This is a genomic window from Candidatus Pelagibacter giovannonii (genome assembly GCF_012276695.1).
In the GTDB taxonomy this organism is placed as follows: Bacteria; Pseudomonadota; Alphaproteobacteria; order Pelagibacterales; family Pelagibacteraceae; genus Pelagibacter; species Pelagibacter giovannonii.
Window position 1 is genome coordinate 1,165,719 of the sequence record NZ_CP038852.1, and the last position, 19,604, is coordinate 1,185,322.

Genomic DNA, 19,604 nt, shown 5'->3' on the forward strand with positions numbered 1-19,604 from the left:
AATGAATGATAAAGACTTTGAAATTGAATACTTAAAAAAAATTGATTTATTTCAGAGATATAACAAACATTATTATGATAATGACAAACCTATTGTATCAGATCAAAAATTTGATCTTTTAAAAAAAGAAATAATAGATTTAGAGAATAAATATAAATTTTTAAAAAGTGAATATTCACCAGCTAAATCCATAGGATTTAAACCTTCAAAAAATTTTCAAAAAGTAAAGCATAAAGTTCCGATGTTATCACTTGGAAATGCTTTCAATGAACAAGACTTAAAAAATTTTGAAAAAAAAATAATTAATTTCTTAAGTTTGAAGGATACAAATTCTATTGAATATAGTGCTGAACCAAAAATTGATGGAATATCGGCATCCATAATTTATATCAATGGAAAATTAACTAAAGGACTTTCTAGAGGAGATGGCAATGAAGGAGAAGATATTACACAAAATTTAAAAACAATTAAGGATATACCTTTAGAAATTACTAAGAGTAACTTTCCAAAAGAAATAGATATTAGAGGTGAAGTTTTTATAGAAAATAATGATTTTAAAAAAATTAATGAGAAGTTTGCGAACCCTAGAAATGCTGCTTCTGGATCACTAAGACAAAAAAATTCATCAATAACAGCAAAAATTCCACTAAAATTTATAGCCTACACATACGGTTATGAAAAAAAAATGAATATAAATAATCAAATAAGTTTTTTAGAAAACTTAAAATTATGGGGTTTCAAAATAAATCCATTTAACAAAAAAATTATTGGAGTTAAAAATTTAATATTAAATCATAAAGAATTAGAGGAAAAAAGGAAAGAGTTGGCATTTGATATAGATGGAATTGTTTATAAAGTTAATGATTTTGATTTACAAAAAAGATTAGGTTTTGCTGCCAATGCACCCAGATGGGCGATAGCACATAAGTTTTCAGCAAATAACTCTATTTCAGAAATAATGAATATTGAAATACAAATTGGCAGAACAGGGGCACTTACCCCAGTTGCTAAAATTAAACCAGTTAATATAGGGGGCGTAATAGTTTCAAATGCAACACTTCATAATGAAGATGAAATTGTTAGAAAAGATATTAGAATAGGAGATACGGTCACAGTTGAAAGAGCAGGAGATGTAATTCCACATGTAGTTTTGGTAGATTTAAAAAAAAGAAAACAAAACTCAAAAAAATTTATTTTTCCTCTAAAGTGCCCATCTTGTGGGAGCAAAACAATTAAAGATTATAATGAGATAACCAAAAGACAAGATGCTGTAAGAAGGTGTGCTAGTGAGGGATTTGAATGTGAAAAAATTGCCATAGAAAGAATTAAACATTTTATTTCTAAGGATGCATTTAACATAGACGGATTTGGAAAAAAAATTGTCGAAAATTTTTGGAATCTAAAATTAGTTAGACTTCCACAGGATATATTTAAGCTTAATTATAATAAAATAGAAGAACTTGAAGGATGGGGAAAACTATCAGTTGCTAACTTAAAATTTTCAATTGAAGAAAAAAGAAATATTTCTCTAGAGAGATTTATTTATTCATTAGGTATTAGGCATATTGGACAAGAAAATGCGAAACTTATTGCAAGACATCTCAAAACATCATCAAATTTTTTTAGATTATCAGGAGAAAGTAATATTGAAAATTTATCTAATATTGACGGAATTGGAATAACACAAATTCAGTCCGTCAAAAAATTTTTCTTAAATAAAACTAATCTTAAAGTACTATCTGAACTAGAAAAAAAATTAATAATCAAAGATGTAATTTTAATAAATAATAATGGGCTATTAAAAAATAAAACTTTTATGTTAACTGGAAAGTTAATTGGAATTAGCAGGGCTGAAGCAAAATCATTGATAGAACAAGATTCAGGAAAAATAATCAGCAACGTTACTAAAAAACTTGATTATTTAATTGCTGGAGAAAAACCAACTATAAAAAAAATAAATACAGCTAAAGATTGGAATATAAAAGTTATTAATCAAACAGAATGGTTAAAAATGTTAAATAAGAGTAGCTAACCATTTTCTTTCTTTTTTATTAAGTAAACTAGAAAATTCTGAATAAATATTTAAATGATACTTAAATAAATAGTTTTTTTCAGTTTTATTCAATAGTTTATAGTCAATTAAGTCTTTTTCTAATGGAGCAAGTGTAAGGTTTTCAAAATTAAACCTTCTTTTGGTTTGTTTGGCATAAATTAAGTTTTCAATCCTAATACCAAAATGATTTTTTTTATAAAAACCAGGTTCATTGCTTACGACCATTCCATTTTTTATCTTTATAGAATTATGTTTTGAAATTGATTGAGGTCCTTCATGAACATTTAAAAAAAAACCAACTCCATGTCCAGTTCCATGGGCATAATCTTGACCTTCTTTCTTTAAAAATTTTCTAGCCTTTATATCGATTTTTTTCCCCGTATTATCTTTATTCAAGTTTGTTAAGGCAACAGCAATATGACCTTTTAATACTCTTGTGTAAGCATTTTTGATAAATTTTTTTTGTTTTGAGAATGAAATAGTTCTTGTAACATCTGTAGTTCCATAATGATATTGTCCACCAGAATCTAGCAATAAAATGTCTCTTAGTTCGATTTTTTTAGTTGTTTTTTTATTAGCTCTATAATGAACAATTGCACCATTTGAACCCGCACCAGCAATAGTGTCAAAACTTGGAAATAAATAATCTTTATTCAACTTTCGAAATTTTTCTAATTTATTTTGAGCATATACTTCAGTAATTTTTTTTTTATTAATATTTTTAATCCAGTAAATAAATCTTGTTAAAGCTAAGCCATCTTTTTTATGTGTTTCAATCATATGTTTTATTTCAGTAGAATTTTTGATTGATTTTAGTTCATAAACTGGATCATTAAATTTAAGTATATTAAATTTTGACTTAATTATTTTTTCATAAAAAATTGAGCAAGTTTTATTATCAATAATAAAATTTTTACCTTTTAAGTTATCTAAAAATTGCGGAAGTGATTTGATTGATAAAATTTGTTTCTTTTTAATTTTTTTATCTACAAGTAGTTTTTTTAAATTATTTTCATTTGCCACTAAAAATAATTCCTTTTTTTTATTTAATATTAATCTAGCATTTGGTATTGGGCTATTGGGATTATCATATCCACGTATATTTAAAAGCCAAGCTACGTTTTCTGGCGCAGAAATGAAACAATAATCTGCTTTGTTGTTTTTAAGAAATCTTGTAACTTTAGAAATTTTGGAACTACATGACTCACCTACAATTTTTTTGTTTAGAGAATAGAATGGTTTTGTATATTTTTCTTTAAATCTAAATATTTGGTCAATCAAGTTTTGATTAATAGAAACTAGGTTATTATTTATAAAATACTTACTAAGTAATTTGGATGTAAATAGTTTTGGGTCGTAACCTAAATTAAAATTTTTAATAAATGTATGAGGTAGTTTTTTATGAATTTCAATTATCTTAAAATTTTTAGATGACTGTTGATGAGCTTGAATAGTATATCTTCCATCAACAAATAAATAATTTTGTTTTTTTAAAATTACCGCAAAACCTGCTGAACCTGAAAAACCAGTAATATTTTTTAATCTATCATTTTTTGCATATTCTGAAAAATACTCATCATTTTTTGGAATAATATAACCATCAATGTTATGTTGTTTAAATTTACTTCTTAGAATTTTTATCTTTTTTAAAATCATTTAATTCTTTTCTGATACCGTATCCATCCAGGACTTCTAGTCCCTTCTTCAATTTCAAAATCTTGATTAAATTCAAAATCTTCTTCATTATCTTTAGAGTCGTCAAAAAAAGAATTCTTTTCTAAAAATTTTTCTGGTAATTCTTCAATAAATCTCGAAGCCATACTGTCTATCCAATTTCCCTGATAAAACCTATTCATAGCAAAGGATATAAGTGCCTTTTTTTTAGCTCTTGTTATACCCACGTAAGCCAATCTTCTCTCCTCTTCAAGCCCATTTTGACCTTTTTCTTCAATAGATTTTTGGTGTGGAAAAAGACCTTCTTCCCAGCCTGGTAAGAAAACCACATCAAATTCAAGTCCTTTAGATCCATGCATTGTCATCATGTTAACTTTTTCCCCATCCCAATCTTGATCAACTGAGGTAGCAAGAGCAACATGTTCAAGAAAACTTTCTAAATTGTCAAAATCTTTCATCGCACTTAAAAGTTCTTTAATGTTTTCAAGTCTGTTTTCATTTTCTAGGTCTTTTTTGTTTTTTAACATATTTGAATAGCCAGATTCATCTAAAACTAATTGTAATAATTTAACATGATTAATTTTTTTTATATTAATGTCATTTCGCCACTTATCCATAAGGAATAAAAAAAAGCTAAGACCAATTTTAGTTTTGGGCTTAATTAGATTTTCTTCTATTAATTTTTTGGAAGCAATTTCCAAACTAACAGTGTTCACTTTTGAAAACTCATGTATTAATCTTATCGTACTTTCACCAATTGCTCTTTTAGGATTATTCACTATTCGATCAAATGCCAAATCATCTTTTGATTGATGAATCAATCTTAAATATGCAACACAATCTTTAATTTCTGCTCTTTCATAAAATTTTGTTCCACCAAGAATTCTATAAGGTAAACCAATTTTTAAAAATCTTTCTTCAAACTCTCTTGTCTGAAAAATAGCTCTAACTAAAATAGCAATATTATTAAAAGAATATTTTTTTTTAAGTTTCTTTTCAATTTCATCAGAAATTCCTATTGCCTCATCTTTTCCATTTTTAAAACAATTAAGTTTTACAAGATCTCCTTCTTCCATTGTTGTTTTTAAAGTTTTTCCAACTCTATTTTGATTATTAGCTATAAGATTTGAAGCAACGGATAATATATTTTGTGAAGAACGATAATTTTCTTCTAATCTTATTACCTTTGAATTTTTATACACTTGATCAAATTCCAAGAAATTTTTTATTTCTGCTCCACGCCAACTATAAATAGATTGATCATCGTCTCCAACACAACACAAATTTTTATGTTTTTCAGAGAGTAGATTAAGCCATCTACTTTGTATATAATTAGTATCTTGGTACTCATCCACTAGTATATATTTAAAATTATTTGAATAAATATTTCTTATGTCTTGATTTTTTTCTAAAATTTTAACTACGTGTAAAATTAAATCACCAAAGTCACATGCATTTAGATCTGATAATTTTTGTTGATAAATTTTATAGATAGGAAGTATAGTTCTTTCAAAAATATCATTTTTGTTGATAACGACTTCATCTGGATAGAACCCTTTATTTTTCCATCTATCAATTATTGAAAGAATAAATCTTGGTGCCAATTGTTTTATGTCAATATTTTCAGCTTTACATATATTTTTGATTAATCTTATTTGGTCATCCGTATCAATAATTGTAAAATTAGAAGTTAATCCAGCTGCAGGTGCGTGTTTTCTTAGAAGCTTTGCGCATATAGAATGAAAGGTCCCAAGCCACGAAAGCCCTATAGCTTCAGAATTTAATATAGAACTAACTCTGTTTTGCATTTCTTTTGCAGCTTTATTGGTAAAAGTTACTGATAAGATTTGATTTGGAAAGGCCTTTTTTTCACTGATTATATGAGCAATTCTTGAAGTTAGAACTTTTGTTTTTCCAGATCCAGCTCCTGCAACAATCAATAATGGTCCATCAAGGTATAAAACCGCTTCTTTTTGAGCATTATTAAGATTGTCTAAATATTCAGAGTTTATCATTTTTTAAATTTGATTATAAGCTATTAAAACTTTCAAAGTGATTTATGAAACAAATTGTTAAAAATTTTAATAACTTAATTAAAAAGACAATATTCAAACTTAAAAATAAAACAAATAATAAGTTTCATGTTAGTACTTTTAATAAATATATAATAACTATAATTAGTGTATTATTTGCCTATATTTTTTATTTATTAATACCCCTATTGTATGATAAAAATTGGGTAATAGATAAGGTTGTTAATAAATTAAGCAAAGAATTTAATATAAATCTAAGTAAATCTTTCGATATCTCATATCGTATTTTACCAAAACCTCATTATTTGATTAGTAACAGCAAAACCTCTTTAGCAGAGATTAAAGTATTAAATGTTTTTATTAGTCAAAATAATTTTTTTAACAAAGAGAGCACTAGAATAAATAAAGTATCTATTAAAGAGGCAAATTTTTTTTTATTAAGTAATGATTTAAAAACACTTTACAAAAAGAGTGAAAATAAATTTTCTAAAAAAAAAATTAAAATTAATAATAGTAATATTTTTTTAAAGGATAATTTAAATGAAGTAATTTCAATTATAAAAATTTCTGAGGCATTTTTATTTTTTGATAATAAAAATTTATTTAATCTATTCGATTTAAATGGTGAAGTATTTAATATCCCTTTTAAATTAAATTATCAAAATACAATAAATTCACAAAAAAAGATCAAGATAAATGTTCCTGATCTTAAACTTAAAATTATTAACGAATTTTTTAAAAAAGATGAAGATTTTAAAAGTGGAATGAATAATATTTCTATACTAAATTCATCTATCAATACAAAATACAGTATCAAGGATCAAATAGTAATATTTCAATCAGATGGTTCTAGATCTTTTAATTCTAAAGTAGATTATAATGGAAAATTATCAATAAATCCATTTGATCTAAATCTAGAGATTAATCTAGAAGATTATAGAACTTCTAATTTATTTGCACCAAATTCTATCATTAATGAATTTATTAAATCAGGTTTATTATTTAATCAAAATATTAGTGTGAACACTTTAGTAAATATAAAATCAAAAAAAAGAGATGCAATTATTAATGAAGCTAAACTAGAGTTAAGAATTTTAAATGGAAAAATAAGTTTTGATAAATCATTATTTATTAACAACAATATTGGTTTACTAGAAGTTTCTAATAGTGATTTATTTTTAGAAAAAGATAGATTAATTTTAACTGCTAATTTATCAATAGATATTAAAAATACTCATAAATTATATTCTTTTTTAAACACCAATAAGAGATTAAGAAAAAATATTAAAAAAATTAAACTAAATATAATTTATGATTTTTTGAGTAATGAAATTGCATTTAAGAATATTAAGATAGATGACAATAAAGTGAGTGATCAATTCTACAATATAGCTGAAGGTTTTAGTGATAATAATTCTAATAATTTAACTAAAAGTAGAAGGTTATTAAATGAACTAATAGGTCTTTATGAAGGGTAGATCATTTTTTTTGGGTCTACAATTTTCTCATAGTCTTTTTCATCAACAAGACCTGTTTTAAGAGTTTCATGTTTTAGTGTTGTCCCATTTTTTAAAGCTACCTTTGCAATTTTTGCCGCATTATCATATCCGATATGTGGAGCTAGTGCTGTAACTAACATCAATGAATTATCCAGATGTTCTTTAATTCTTTTCTTATTAGCTTTTATTCCTTTAACACAATAAATCGCAAAATTTTTAGTACTATCTGCAATAAGATCTATTGATTGAAGTACATTATGAGCAATCATTGGCTTAAATACATTCAATTCAAAATGTCCATGCGATCCAGCAACTGTAATTCCAGTATGATTGCCTATTACTTTAGCACAAACCATTGTTACTGCCTCACATTGAGTAGGGTTAACTTTTCCAGGCATAATTGACGAACCAGGTTCATTTTCTGGTAGTATTAATTCACCATATCCAGCTCGAGGCCCTGAACCTAAAAATCTCACATCATTTGATATTTTCATTAATGTAACAGCACAAGTATTTAGTGTACCTGAAAAATTTACAATAGAGTCGTGTGCTGCAAGTTCTGCAAATTTATTTGGAGCTGGTTTAAAAGGGATTTTAGTATATTTGGCGATCTCTTTAACAATTTTTTTATCAAAACCTTTTTTAGAGTTAATACCCGTCCCAACAGCTGTCCCGCCCTGTGCTAGAAAATATACTTCTTTAAGAGCAAGCTCTATTCTATCAATGCATTTTTTTAGTTGTACCTGATAGCCTGAAAATTCCTGTCCAAGTGATAAAGGTGTTGCATCTTGCAAGTGGGTTCTGCCAATTTTAATAATATTTTTAAATTCTTTAGATTTTTTTGCTAACTCTTTTTCTAAAATTTTTAAACTAGGTAATAGTTTTGATATAGTTTCTTGAGCAACAGATATATGCATAGCTGTTGGGAAAACATCATTTGTTGATTGAGATTTGTTTACATGATCATTTGGATGAACTGGTTTTTTTGAACCTTTTTTTCCACCCAATATTTCAATTGCTCTATTTGCAATCACCTCATTAACATTCATATTAGTTTGTGTGCCAGAGCCTGTCTGCCAAACCTTTAAAGGAAAATTTTCATCTAATTTTCCTTTAATAACTTCCTCTGAAGTTTTAATTATTGCATTGACAATTTTTTTATTGATCTGCTTTTCTTTATAATGCACTAAAGCAGCAGATCTTTTAATGATTGCAATAGATTTTATTATTGAAATATTAACTAAAATTTTTCCAATATTAAAAAATTTGTTAGATCTTTGAGTTGATGCACCCCAGTATTTATCACTAGGTACGTTGATACTTCCAATGCTGTCGAATTCTTTTCTTAATTTCATTGATTAATATATAATTAGTAATTTAATATACTTATATATTAATTTTTAAAAACTTACAGGAACTAAATGTCAAATTTTAACAAAGTAAAAACTTTTATGGAAACCTTTGGTCAAGAAGTCAAAACTAAGCCATCTTTTAGCACTGATAAGATCAACAGTCTTAGATATGATTTAATAAAAGAGGAATTAGAAGAACTTAAAGAAGCAATGAAAAATAAAGATCTTTTAGAAGTTGCTGATGCTTTAACAGATATATTATATGTAGCTTATGGGGCTGGACATGCGTTTGGTATCGATCTTGATAAGTGTTTTGAAGAAGTACAAAGTTCAAACATGAGTAAATTAGGTGAGGATGGCAAGCCTATTTATAACGAATCTGGAAAAGTTATGAAGGGCCCTAAATATTTTAAACCTGATTTAACTAAATTTGTAAATTAGTAGGGGCGTTCTGTTACCCGGTGCCCCAGACCGTGCTTCTATAATTAACCTAAGTTAGTTATGCAGCAATAGCGTAACTTTCGTTAGCATTTAAAGTTTAGCCCGTTACGGTGGAACAATTCCGAACGAAAGAATAGCCTTTAGTCACCCGTCGATCCTATTTCACCCCCGTAAGTTGTAATGGTGGAGGTGGTGGGTACTGCCCCCACGTCCGTAATGGTTATTACGAAATTCGTTTATCGTCGTAGTTGGCAAGCCAACAGTATTAATATAAAAGCATTTGAAAGAGATTCAATAAAAAAAAGATTCAATAAAAATTATGAAATTAACTACAGAACAAACACAAGAAATTAAAGATCAACAGTCTCAACAAAATCAAACTAAAAGAGTTACTGTACCGGCACTTGAAAGTATCCTTTATGAGGCAATGCCCGCGTTGGACCATGGCTTTGTAAGGGTTGTTGATTATATGGGTGATGATAGTTCAATTGTTCAATCAGCTAGAGTTTCATATGGAAAAGGAACCAAGCAAGTTTCAACAGATGCAGGTCTAATTAAATATTTAATGAGACATTGGCATAGCACTCCATTTGAAATGTGTGAAATTAAATATCACGTAAAGCTTCCGATTTTTATTGCACGACAATGGATCAGACATAGAACTGCAAATGTTAATGAATACTCAGCTAGGTATTCAATTTTAGATAAAGAGTTTTATTTACCATCAGCAAAAAATTTAGCAGCACAGTCTTCAATTAACAGGCAAGGTAGAGGTGATGTGATTGAAGGTGAACAAGCAAAAGAAGTTTTAGAACTTTTAAAAAATGATGCTGAGCAAACTTATGACAATTATGAGATGATGCTCAATCAAAGATTTGATGGATCAACTATTAATGAAAATAAAAAAGGACTTGCTAGGGAGCTTGCAAGAATGAATTTAACTTTAAATACTTACACTCAGTGGTATTGGAAAACTGATTTATTAAACTTAATGAATTTTTTAAGATTAAGAGCTGATAGTCATGCCCAATATGAAATAAGAGTTTATGCAGACATTATGTTGGATACTGTAAAGAAATGGGTGCCTATAACTTACGACGCATTTATGGATTACAGAGTTGGCGGTACAGAGGTTTCTGCAAAAGGTAAAGCAATAATCCAAAAATTTATTAAAGGTGAAAATGTTGATATAAGTAGTTCTGGTTTATCAAAAAGAGAGTGGAATGAGTTAATGCAAGCATTTAACTTAGATGATAAAAAAGTTTAAATATTTAATTGTAATTTAAACAATAATCATGAAATTTTTTAATTGGTATCTTTTTATGCCAAGCCTCAAAATGATTGTTATTAACATTTTCATTTAGTTCTTTACATAAAATAAGAGATTTATCATTCATGTGAATAAATTTTTTATCAAAATTAAAGTAAACTGTTGATGAAACTAGCGCTACAACCAAAAGATAACTAATCTTTTTTTTAAACTTAACAAGTATAATACCAACTAAAAAAACAATTATATAATCAAAATAAATATAATATTGTAAGAGATCACCTCTTAGTAAGTTGATAGAAAATATTAAAAAAAAGAAAATAAAAGGCTTAAAATAATTTTTTTTTCTTTATTGGTATATCTTTTAAAATTTAAAATAAAAAATATAAGAAAAGTAAAAATAATTATAGAATAAGAATTAATTGATTTAAAAATTATCTCATAAATTAGTAAAATGTTTTTTAAAAATAATGATAAAAGATTCATTAAAAAGTTAATTGAAGAGATTGAAATTGATGAAATTTCATCATTGTATTGAGATGCAGATTTTACTACTGAAAAAATAGTCTTATTAATTGAAAGCAATGATCCTGAGGGATGTAAAAAAACTAGCAGATTAAAAAATATATAAGAAAATATTAAGCAAAGATTTAAAAGAATTAAATTATCTGAAATATTTTTTTTAGAAGATACTCTGTAGAAAAATAAATTAATTATTGAAATTAACAAAAGTAAAAATATCCATGTTTTATAATCACGAAGAAATATTAAAGATTTTAAACTGATATATGAAATTAAAAAAATAAATATATAACTTAATATCTTTTCTTTTTTGATATTTAATCTGTAAAAAATATTGGTTGAATAAATTGTTTTAAGATGAAAATAACTAAAAAATAAGATGAAAGGAAAATAAAATATAACCTGTAATTTGTTAAGAATTGAAAATAAAATAAACAGAAAAAATAAAAACAAATCAAAAATATTACTTTTTTCTAAAAATCTAAATATAAAAATTAAAGAAAAAATTAAAAATAGATAGGAAATTAACTCTGGTCTTACCCCATATGCTAGACTTAAATTTCCATATAAAAAATATACCATTGTGCTTAAAAAAAAAGATAAAATTTTATCTTTAAAGTAATTTAAAAAAAAATAAGTGGTCACTAAAAAAGCAAAAACATGAAATAAAATTGATAACAATCTTAAATAGTATACATTTTGTTGAAATATTTGATTAAGGTTTAATTCGGCAATTTGAGAAAATTTATAAACATCATTTAATCCAACAAAATTTAAAATTTTATAAAAAAATGAAGTAAATAAAATTGTAAAATATGCAGAATGATCGGTCATTTCTTGTTCAATACCAGAGTTGAATAGTAAAGCATTATAGGCTAATGCCGTCTCTTGATCGTAAGAAGTTGTCCAATGACTATTAAGATAATCTTGAAAAAAATAAATTGAAATTATAAAAAAAAAAATGAAAATAAAAAAAAAATAGGCTATTTCAGTTAATAATTTTTTCTTCATAATTTCAATTTATTTTTTAACATATCAACTCTTCAACATTTGCTAAATTTTTAAAAAAAGTTTAATCATATAGACAAGTATTTTAAACCCGTCTTGAAATGCTTTTACTTTTTTAATTCCATTAATTCTAATTCGCTCAAAACTTGGTACTTCTAAATATTTTGCACCCATTCTTTTCATTTTAACTGGAATCTCAACACACAAACAAAAATCATTGCTTTCTAAATTTAGTAATTTAAAAGATTTTGTTTTACCCATAATGTATGTGTATAATATATCTGATAATCCAAGAGAAAATAAGATATTTCCTAATGCTGAAAAAATAAAATTTCCTATTTTAGTTACAATTGTATCATCATCACTTCCAGCATCTTTTAAATATCTTGAAGCAAAAACATAATCTTGATCTTTACAAAGTTTTAACATTTTATTAAGATATTTTGGATCAAAAGACCCATCTGCATTAAAGATACAAAGATGTTCAGTTTTTACTGCATTGATACCTTCAATAATGGCATTTCCATATCCTCTACCCTTTTGTAAAATTATTTTACAATTAAATCCTTTTATAGCTTCAATCGTAAGTACATCACTCTCCTCTAGGATTACGATGACAGCACAATTAAAATTTCTAATCTCATTAAGAACCAATGGTAAAGAACCCTCTTCTCTTTTTGCAGGTATTACCAGTGTTAAATCTTCCATGCTTATTAAACTTTATCCCCTTTTGTAAAAGTTTTTATTATTGAAAATTTGATTAACAATAATAAATTTATTATTTAATTTAATTATTTCACGTTTAAAAATATCATAATTCTTTCCATATGATTTTTTTATATCGTTAATTTTTATAAGTGAATTTTTATAGATATTAATTTTACAATTATATTTATGGTTTAGATCATTTAATTTTTTATAGAAACTATTAAATTTTGAGTTAACTGTTAAGTGAATACTTAGCGCCAGACCTTTACCATTAAATTGTAAGTAATGTGAATTTCCATTAAAAATTTTTAAATGACAAAGTGAAATTAGTGGCGAATGTTTATCTATCATAACTTTTAGATCCTTGAGAAAAGGCTTAACATTACCATGTGGAATAATCGATTGGTATTCAATAAATTTTTTACCCATCAAGTTAAAGTATATAAGTCTCCTATTAGAGGGATAAAAAGCATCATTGATATGTATATTTAGTTTTTTAAACTTTTTCTCTTTAAGCAAAATTAATTTTTCAAATAATTTTTTAAAAACACTAAATCTAAAAAAACCTAATCTAATTGAGTTAATTTTTTTGACACTAATAAATCGTAAATTAATTTTATTTTGACTAAGATTTCCAGATGAAACCCTTCCAAGTATTTTACCTTCTTTTAAATCAATAAAAATATTATTTTGATTATAAAAATAATTATTATTTAAAAGATATTTATACATATGATTTAAATCTGTAAATTCTATATTTTTTTCTATTTTAAGATTTGAAGACATTAGTTTAAGTGTCTTAAATTTAATATTTACAATTAATCCAGTTAATCCCATTCCACCTATTGTTAAAAAAAATAATTTTTTATTTTTTTCTAAACTTAATGTTTTAAATCCGAAATTTGGATTATAAATTTTAATTTCTTTGACAAAATCTTTTATTATTCCCATTTTAGGGTTTAATCCATGAACACAGTTTGCAATGCAAGCTGCGGCTGTTACATTGGAATATGAGGGAAATGATGGAAAGTATAATTTTTTCTTCAGCAGATAATTATGAATTTTGTAAACTTCAATATTCCCGTTAACGCTTAACTCTGATTTTCTTTTATCAAACTTTAACTCATCCTCAATATCGTAATTGATTAAAAGACTTTTATTATCATAAGGTAATCCTGAAATAGAATTACCTTTACCTATAAAGCTAAAACTTTTGTGTTTATTTAAAAAATTTATTTTTTTAACATTAAGATATTTTAAATTTTTATTAACAAAACCATCAATACTTTTGAATTTTTTAAACTTTATTATTTCCATTAATTATTTTTTGAGCAATTTCTTGAATATTTTTTTTATTTAAAAAAGAATTATTTTGTATTCTTAATAATTTTCCATTTACCATTTCAGTTATTGGAAATACTTCTTTTTTATTCTTTATATCAAAATTATATTTAGAACAATCCCAAACATTTTCATCCATAGCATGAACTCCTAATTTAAATAATTCTTTATTAATTTTAGCAAAATCTTTTTTAATTAGAATTACAAAATATTGATGATTCCATTCATCTTCAAAATGATTATTTATAACAATTATGTTTGAATATTTTTTGAAAGTTTCTTGAAAAAATACAGAGTGCATTTTTCTGATTTTATTCATTTCATCACATCGATTTAATTGACTAATTCCTATTGTTATTTGATACTTTGCTAATTCAGGTCTTTCCAAAGGGTCATATTTAAGCTCTTTAACACCCATGCCTGAATATAAAATTTTTCTATATATTTTTGGATTATATTTAAATAAAAAATTAAAAATTTTATCTGATAGTATTGAATAAATTTTTGGATATGAATTTAAAATTGATAATATTACTTTGATAAAAAGTTTAAATTTTAAAGATAAGTTATCTTTTAAATTCATCTCTTGCCATTCGTTTACCTTATTAGCCAATTCTTTATTTTTAGAAATTAAAATTCCTCCACTTAGGGTTGTGGGAATTTTAAGTAAGCTTGTACTTGTTATACCCACATCACCAAAATTCCCAGTTTCAATATTTTTGATTTTCGAATTAAATGACTGTGCACAGTCTTCTATTAATAACAAATTATGTTTTTTACAAATATTTTTTATTTTTTCTATTTCGCATGGATAACCAAATAAATGAGTTGCTATTATTGCTTTAGTATTTTTATTTATTTTTTCCTCTATCTTAGAGACATCTATATTTAGATCTTTTTCCAAAACATCTACTAATATTATTTTTAAATCAAGTTGTTTTGCAATCTTAACATAAAGCGGAAAACTCATTGAAGAAAAAATTACTTCATCATTTTTTTTTAACAAAAATTTTAGACTTAGATAAAAGCCTAGTCTTGCTGAAGGCAATAAAGAAATATACCTATTAGGATATCTTTTTTGTAATAACTCTTTAAATTTATTTTCATTTTTTTTTTTATTATAGGGTAGTAAAATGTCTTTTATTATTGATATAAGATCAATTAATTTAAGGTCGATAGAAAAAAATGGTATTGCCATGTCTTTTATTTTATAACAGTATAATTATTTGTATATGACTATTAATCCAAAAAAAATATTAATTATTTCATCAGATTATGATAATTTTTTTTTTAAACCTATAATTTTTAAATTAAATAAAGAACTTACTGGTTCTTCTGTATTAATGCTTAACAAATCAAGTACTAAGAAATATTCTATACTCAAAAGAAATATTTTTTTATTATTGATGTTTAGTTTAAAAGAAATATTTGAATTAATTTATAATATTACTAAATTTCAATTTATAAAAAAAAAATTTGACTACCATCAAACAGGGATACAAAGCATTAATTCTGATAAATTTTTTAATTTTTTAGAAAATAATAAATATGACCTAATAGTTTTAATTAATTGTGTGGAAATTATAAAATTAAAAACCTTAAAAAAGATCAATACTGAGGTGGTTAATTTTCACCCTGGTTTACTGCCGAAATATAGAGGTTTTTTTCCAAACTTTTATTCTATACTGAACAAAGAAAAAAATATTGGTCTTACTTTTCACAAAGTAGATAGTAAAATTGATCAAGGACCAATTATAAAAAAACATCTGGTTTCAATAGATTATTCAAAAGGCCTACTCCATACCTACAAGCAACTCTATTTTAATGATGAAAGTATTAATTTTTTTAAAAAATGTATTCTAGAATATGACAGTTTAAAAAATAAAGCATTGACCCAAGATGATTTGAACTCTTATTATACCTTTCCGCAAATTTCAGAATTATTAAAGTTCAAATTTAAAAAAATAAATAAGTTAATAAATTTTTGAATTACTATATATGATTAATTAAATTATTGATTTTTTATTAAGATAATATCTATAGTTGATCCATCAGCTACTATTATTTTGTTTAGCTTATTATAATTTAAATCATAAGTTTCATAATGATATTTTTTTATAAAACTATAAAATTCCCTCATACTAGTTCCCTGTTCATTAAATAAATAGGGCGCATACTCCATAAATATTATGGGTTTTCTATCTCTTAATGTTTTAATAGCACTCTTTAATATATCCATTTCAAATCCATCTACATCAATTTTTAAAATAATTTGATCTTTAATCTTATTTTTTTTAATAAAATCATCTAAAGTTATATTTTTTGTAAACTTATTTATACTTTTTAAAACTCCTTTATGTATTTGATGTGCATTTCTATTGTTATTAAGGCTCCAACTTGAATAAACTTTTTTTGGTTTATTTTTATTATTAGAAATAAAATATTTAAAAGGAATAATTTTTTTTTTTAATATAGGGTTAAGATTAATGTTATTAATTTTTTTTTTGAAAGCGTAATCTGTTGGCTCTATAGTAAAAATTTTAAAATTTAAAAAATTCTTATTTAGCAAATCTCTAGATAGAGACAGTGATTTGTCACCAATATTTGCTCCTACATCAATTATATTAAAAAATGTATTCTTGGATTTGTTATTATCAAATATATATCTATGTATAGATTTTACTAACGCTTGCTGAAATGAGCCAAATAAAAAAATAGATAAATCAATTCCTTCTGAAATATCTATATTCCATTTTATTGCATTCCTTTTTATAATAATTTTTTTTTTTAATCCAAAGAGGCTAAGAGTTTTAAATATTATTTTGGCAATTAAAATTTTATTATTTGTTTTCAAGTTCTACAGATATGTTGATTTAATTTTTTTAGCAAAGTCTAAATATATCTTAGAAATTTCATGCTCAGGGTTAGCTTCAACAATTGGTTTTCCTTCATCACCACATTTTCCAACTTCAGGATTTATTGGAATTTCTCCTAAAAATTCTTTTTCAAATTCCTTAGCAGTTCGCTTAACTCCACCTTCGCCAAATATTTTATATTTTTTACCATCATCGCCAGTGAAATAGCTCATGTTATCCACTAAACCTAAAATTTTAACTCCAAGCTTATCAAACATTTTAATCCCTCTTTTAACATCAAGAAGTGCAACTTCTTGAGGAGTTGAAACAATGATTGCTCCATCTATCTTAATTTCTTGAGAAAAAGTTAATTGAGTATCTCCAGTCCCTGGGGGCATATCAACAATTATAAAGTCTAAATCTTTCCATCCAACTTTCTGCGTAAAAGTTTTAATTGCACTAGTAACCATAGGTCCTCTCCAAATCATTGGAGTTTGCTGGTCAGCAAGAAACCCAATGGACATACATTGAATGTCATATTTTGTAATTGGAGTTAAAGTCTGGCCATCACTTTTTGGCTTTTCATTAATATCAAACATTTTTGGAATTGATGGACCATATATATCCGCATCAAGTAAACCAACTTTGCAGCCAATTTGTTTTAAAGCTAAAGCAAGGTTAGTTGCAAAAGTTGACTTTCCAACTCCTCCTTTTGCACTTGATACAGCTATTGTAAATTTTGTTCCTAAAATTGGGTTCTTTGTGAACTTTCTAGGCTCCAATTTTTTCTTCATTGCGTCACTTAGTTCAGGCTTTTTATCAGTCATAATCTCATCATTACTTGTTTTTTATTAGAAAGACATTATATACTTTGTCATATGTCAGATGATTTTCAAGGTAGAGGCGGAAGCCCGTGGGGAACACCTCCTGGTGGAGGAAATGGTTCTGGAAAAGGACCCACACCACCAGACATCGATGCATTAATTAGAGATATTCAAAGTAAGATAAATAGATTTTTACCTGGTGGAAGTTCATCAGGAAAAAAACCAATTGGTTTAATTTTAATTATTTTAGCCTTCGTATGGTTGGCAAGTGGACTTTATAGGGTGGGGCCCGATGAACAAGGTGTTGTTCTTAGATTTGGAAAGTTTGTAAAAACTACTCAACCAGGATTACATTATCATATCCCAATTCCAGTAGAAACAGTTCAAACACCAAAAGTTACGAAAGTAAATAGAATTGATATCGGATTTAGATCTGAGAGAGATAGTGGTTTTTCTCAAGGTGGAGGAGTTGCCGATGTTCCTCAAGAGAGTTTAATGTTAACGGGCGATGAAAACATAGTTAATATAGATTTTTCAGTTTTCTGGGTAATTAAAGATGCTGGTAAATTTTTATTCGAAATACAAGATCCTGAAGGAACAGTAAAAGCTGCAGCAGAGACAGCAATGAGAGAGGTAATTGCTAAAAGTAAAATTCAACCAGTTTTAACTGAGGGAAGAGCTTTAATTGAAGTCGAAACTCAGGAGATTATTCAATCAATTCTAGATGAATACAATAGTGGTATTCAAATTACACAAGTTCAAACGCAAAAAGCTGATCCACCTGATCAAGTAATTGATGCGTTTAGAGATGTTCAGGCAGCAAGAGCAGATATGGAAAGATCTAAGAATGAAGCCGAAGCTTATGCTAATGATGTTATTCCAAGAGCAAGAGGGGAAGCTGCGAGAATTATGCAGGCAGCAGAAGCTTATAAGCAAAAAGTTGTTGCTCAAGCAGAAGGTGAAGCTAGCAGATTTGTGTCTATTTATAATGAGTATGCGAAAGCCAAAGAAGTAACTCAAGAGAGAATGTATTTAGAGACTATGGAAAAAGTTTTGGCAGATATTGATAAAGTAATAATTGAAAAAAATGCCGGTGCAGGTGTGGTACCATATTTACCATTACCAGAGTTAGGTAAAAAAAAGGCAAGTAATTAATGAAAGCACAAAAAATTTTATTACCGATAATTATTTTAATTGGGGCATTAGCTTTTTTTTCTATATTTATTGTTAAAGAAGTAAATCAAGCAATTGTACTTCAGTTTGGTGACCCTAAAAAAATTATATTAAAACCAGGTTTAAATTTTAAAATACCTTTTATTCAAAATGTTGTCTTTTTAGATAGCAGAATTTTGAATCTTGATACACCACCAGCTGAGGTTATTGCATCTGATCAAAAGAGATTAATTGTTGATGCTTTTGCAAGATTTCAAATTATAGATCCTCTAAAATTCTACATTTCGGTAGGCAATGAAAGAGTCGCAAGATCAAGGTTAGCAACAATTATTAACTCAAGAATTAGAAATGTTTTAGGTCAACAGGAATTACAAACATTGCTATCAAAAGATAGATCTAAGCAAATGTCTTTAATTCAAGAAGGTGTAAACGCAGAAGCTCAAAAATTTGGAATTAAGATTGTAGATGTTAGAATTAAAAGAGCTGATTTACCTCAAGCAAATAGTGAAGCTATCTATAGAAGAATGCAAACTGAAAGAGAAAGAGAAGCTAAAGAGTTTAGAGCAAGAGGGGCTGAAATGGCAGTAACAATTACATCAACTGCTGACAAAGATGTTTCTGTATTACTAGCCAATGCAAACAAAGATTCTGAGATCATGAAAGGACAAGGAGATGGTGAGAGAAACAAAATTTTTGCAGATGCATTTGGTAGAGATCCAGAATTTTTTGCTTTCTACAGAGCAATGCAGGCTTACGAGACTGCTTTAATAGGTGGAGACACTTCAGTAATTTTATCTCCTGACAGTGAGTTCTTTAAATTTTTTGGGAATATTAAACCTAAATCTCAGTAA

Annotated in this window: 17 protein-coding genes and 1 other RNA gene; 7 read left to right on the top strand and 11 right to left on the bottom strand. The window is 26.1% G+C overall.

Annotated features, from left to right (window positions below; translation table 11 throughout):
- Position 1: 1 nt before the first annotated feature.
- Positions 2-2,032, top strand: a complete 2,031-nt coding sequence (gene ligA / locus E5R92_RS06315) for an NAD-dependent DNA ligase LigA (protein WP_168607240.1) — start codon at positions 2-4, stop codon at positions 2,030-2,032.
- Here ligA and E5R92_RS06320 read toward each other — a convergent pair.
- Together E5R92_RS06320 and E5R92_RS06325 are read right to left on the bottom strand one after the other, a co-directional pair.
- The gene (locus E5R92_RS06320; RefSeq protein WP_168607241.1) at positions 2,015-3,709 is read right to left on the bottom strand and encodes an aminopeptidase P family protein; all 1,695 of its coding nucleotides are present in this window, start codon (positions 3,707-3,709) and stop codon (positions 2,015-2,017) included. The genes ligA and E5R92_RS06320 overlap by 18 nt on opposite strands.
- Entirely contained in the window at positions 3,706-5,742 is a 2,037-nt protein-coding gene (locus tag E5R92_RS06325; protein WP_168607242.1) for an ATP-dependent helicase, read from the bottom strand. Before E5R92_RS06325 ends, E5R92_RS06320 begins: the two co-directional genes overlap by 4 nt.
- Positions 5,743-5,786: 44 nt before the next feature.
- On the opposite strand from E5R92_RS06325, the gene E5R92_RS06330 reads away from it, so the two are divergent.
- A complete protein-coding gene (locus E5R92_RS06330; RefSeq protein ID WP_168607243.1) occupies positions 5,787-7,238 on the top strand; it encodes a hypothetical protein in 1,452 nt (483 codons plus the stop codon).
- Here the strand turns inward: E5R92_RS06330 and fumC are convergent.
- Complete coding sequence (gene fumC / locus E5R92_RS06335; protein WP_168607244.1) at positions 7,226-8,614, bottom strand: class II fumarate hydratase; 1,389 nt, start codon at positions 8,612-8,614, stop codon at positions 7,226-7,228. The genes E5R92_RS06330 and fumC overlap by 13 nt on opposite strands.
- A gap of 66 nt (positions 8,615-8,680) precedes the next feature.
- On the opposite strand from fumC, the gene E5R92_RS06340 reads away from it, so the two are divergent.
- The gene (locus E5R92_RS06340; protein ID WP_168607245.1) at positions 8,681-9,052 is read left to right on the top strand and encodes a pyrophosphohydrolase domain-containing protein; all 372 of its coding nucleotides are present in this window, start codon (positions 8,681-8,683) and stop codon (positions 9,050-9,052) included.
- Here the strand turns inward: E5R92_RS06340 and ssrA are convergent.
- Positions 9,051-9,351, bottom strand: a transfer-messenger RNA (tmRNA) gene (gene ssrA / locus E5R92_RS06345). The two genes, E5R92_RS06340 and ssrA, sit on opposite strands and share 2 nt — an antisense overlap.
- 20 nt (positions 9,352-9,371) lie before the next feature.
- Between ssrA and thyX the strand changes: the two genes are divergently transcribed.
- Positions 9,372-10,319: an FAD-dependent thymidylate synthase gene (gene thyX / locus E5R92_RS06350; RefSeq protein WP_168607246.1), complete on the top strand. Its 948-nt coding sequence runs from the start codon at positions 9,372-9,374 to the stop codon at positions 10,317-10,319.
- A gap of 4 nt (positions 10,320-10,323) precedes the next feature.
- Here thyX and E5R92_RS07560 read toward each other — a convergent pair whose 3' ends face one another.
- From E5R92_RS07560 to E5R92_RS06370, 5 genes are all read right to left on the bottom strand, one after another.
- Positions 10,324-10,449 (bottom strand): hypothetical protein, encoded by a 126-nt coding sequence (locus tag E5R92_RS07560; RefSeq protein WP_268233869.1) that lies wholly within the window; start codon positions 10,447-10,449, stop codon positions 10,324-10,326.
- 179 nt (positions 10,450-10,628) lie between these two features.
- Positions 10,629-11,855 carry a hypothetical protein gene (locus E5R92_RS06355; protein WP_168607247.1) on the bottom strand — a complete coding sequence of 409 codons (1,227 nt, stop codon included), beginning with the start codon at positions 11,853-11,855 and terminating at the stop codon, positions 10,629-10,631.
- 42 nt (positions 11,856-11,897) lie between these two features.
- Positions 11,898-12,560 carry a glycosyltransferase family 2 protein gene (locus E5R92_RS06360; RefSeq protein WP_168607248.1) on the bottom strand — a complete coding sequence of 221 codons (663 nt, stop codon included), beginning with the start codon at positions 12,558-12,560 and terminating at the stop codon, positions 11,898-11,900.
- A 12-nt stretch (positions 12,561-12,572) separates the two neighbouring features.
- Entirely contained in the window at positions 12,573-13,877 is a 1,305-nt protein-coding gene (locus E5R92_RS06365; protein WP_168607249.1) for an FAD-binding oxidoreductase, read from the bottom strand.
- On the bottom strand, positions 13,858-15,099 hold the full coding sequence (locus E5R92_RS06370) for an aminotransferase class I/II-fold pyridoxal phosphate-dependent enzyme (protein ID WP_168607250.1): 1,242 nt from the start codon (positions 15,097-15,099) through the stop codon (positions 13,858-13,860). The genes E5R92_RS06365 and E5R92_RS06370 overlap by 20 nt, the downstream gene beginning before the upstream one ends.
- Before the next feature lie 34 nt (positions 15,100-15,133).
- Between E5R92_RS06370 and E5R92_RS06375 the strand changes: the two genes are divergently transcribed.
- Positions 15,134-15,889, top strand: coding sequence for a formyltransferase family protein (locus E5R92_RS06375; RefSeq protein ID WP_168607251.1), 756 nt, complete (start codon positions 15,134-15,136; stop codon positions 15,887-15,889).
- A 23-nt stretch (positions 15,890-15,912) separates the two neighbouring features.
- On the opposite strand, the gene E5R92_RS06380 is transcribed toward E5R92_RS06375, so the two are convergent.
- Positions 15,913-16,755, bottom strand: a complete 843-nt coding sequence (locus tag E5R92_RS06380) for an FkbM family methyltransferase (protein ID WP_168607252.1) — start codon at positions 16,753-16,755, stop codon at positions 15,913-15,915.
- 3 nt (positions 16,756-16,758) lie between these two features.
- A complete protein-coding gene (locus tag E5R92_RS06385) occupies positions 16,759-17,583 on the bottom strand; it encodes an Mrp/NBP35 family ATP-binding protein (protein WP_168607253.1) in 825 nt (274 codons plus the stop codon).
- A gap of 51 nt (positions 17,584-17,634) precedes the next feature.
- On the opposite strand from E5R92_RS06385, the gene hflK reads away from it, so the two are divergent.
- Both hflK and hflC read left to right on the top strand, forming a co-directional pair.
- Complete coding sequence (gene hflK / locus E5R92_RS06390) at positions 17,635-18,735, top strand: FtsH protease activity modulator HflK (protein ID WP_168607254.1); 1,101 nt, start codon at positions 17,635-17,637, stop codon at positions 18,733-18,735.
- Entirely contained in the window at positions 18,735-19,604 is an 870-nt protein-coding gene (gene hflC, locus E5R92_RS06395) for a protease modulator HflC (protein ID WP_168607255.1), read from the top strand. The genes hflK and hflC overlap by 1 nt, the downstream gene beginning before the upstream one ends.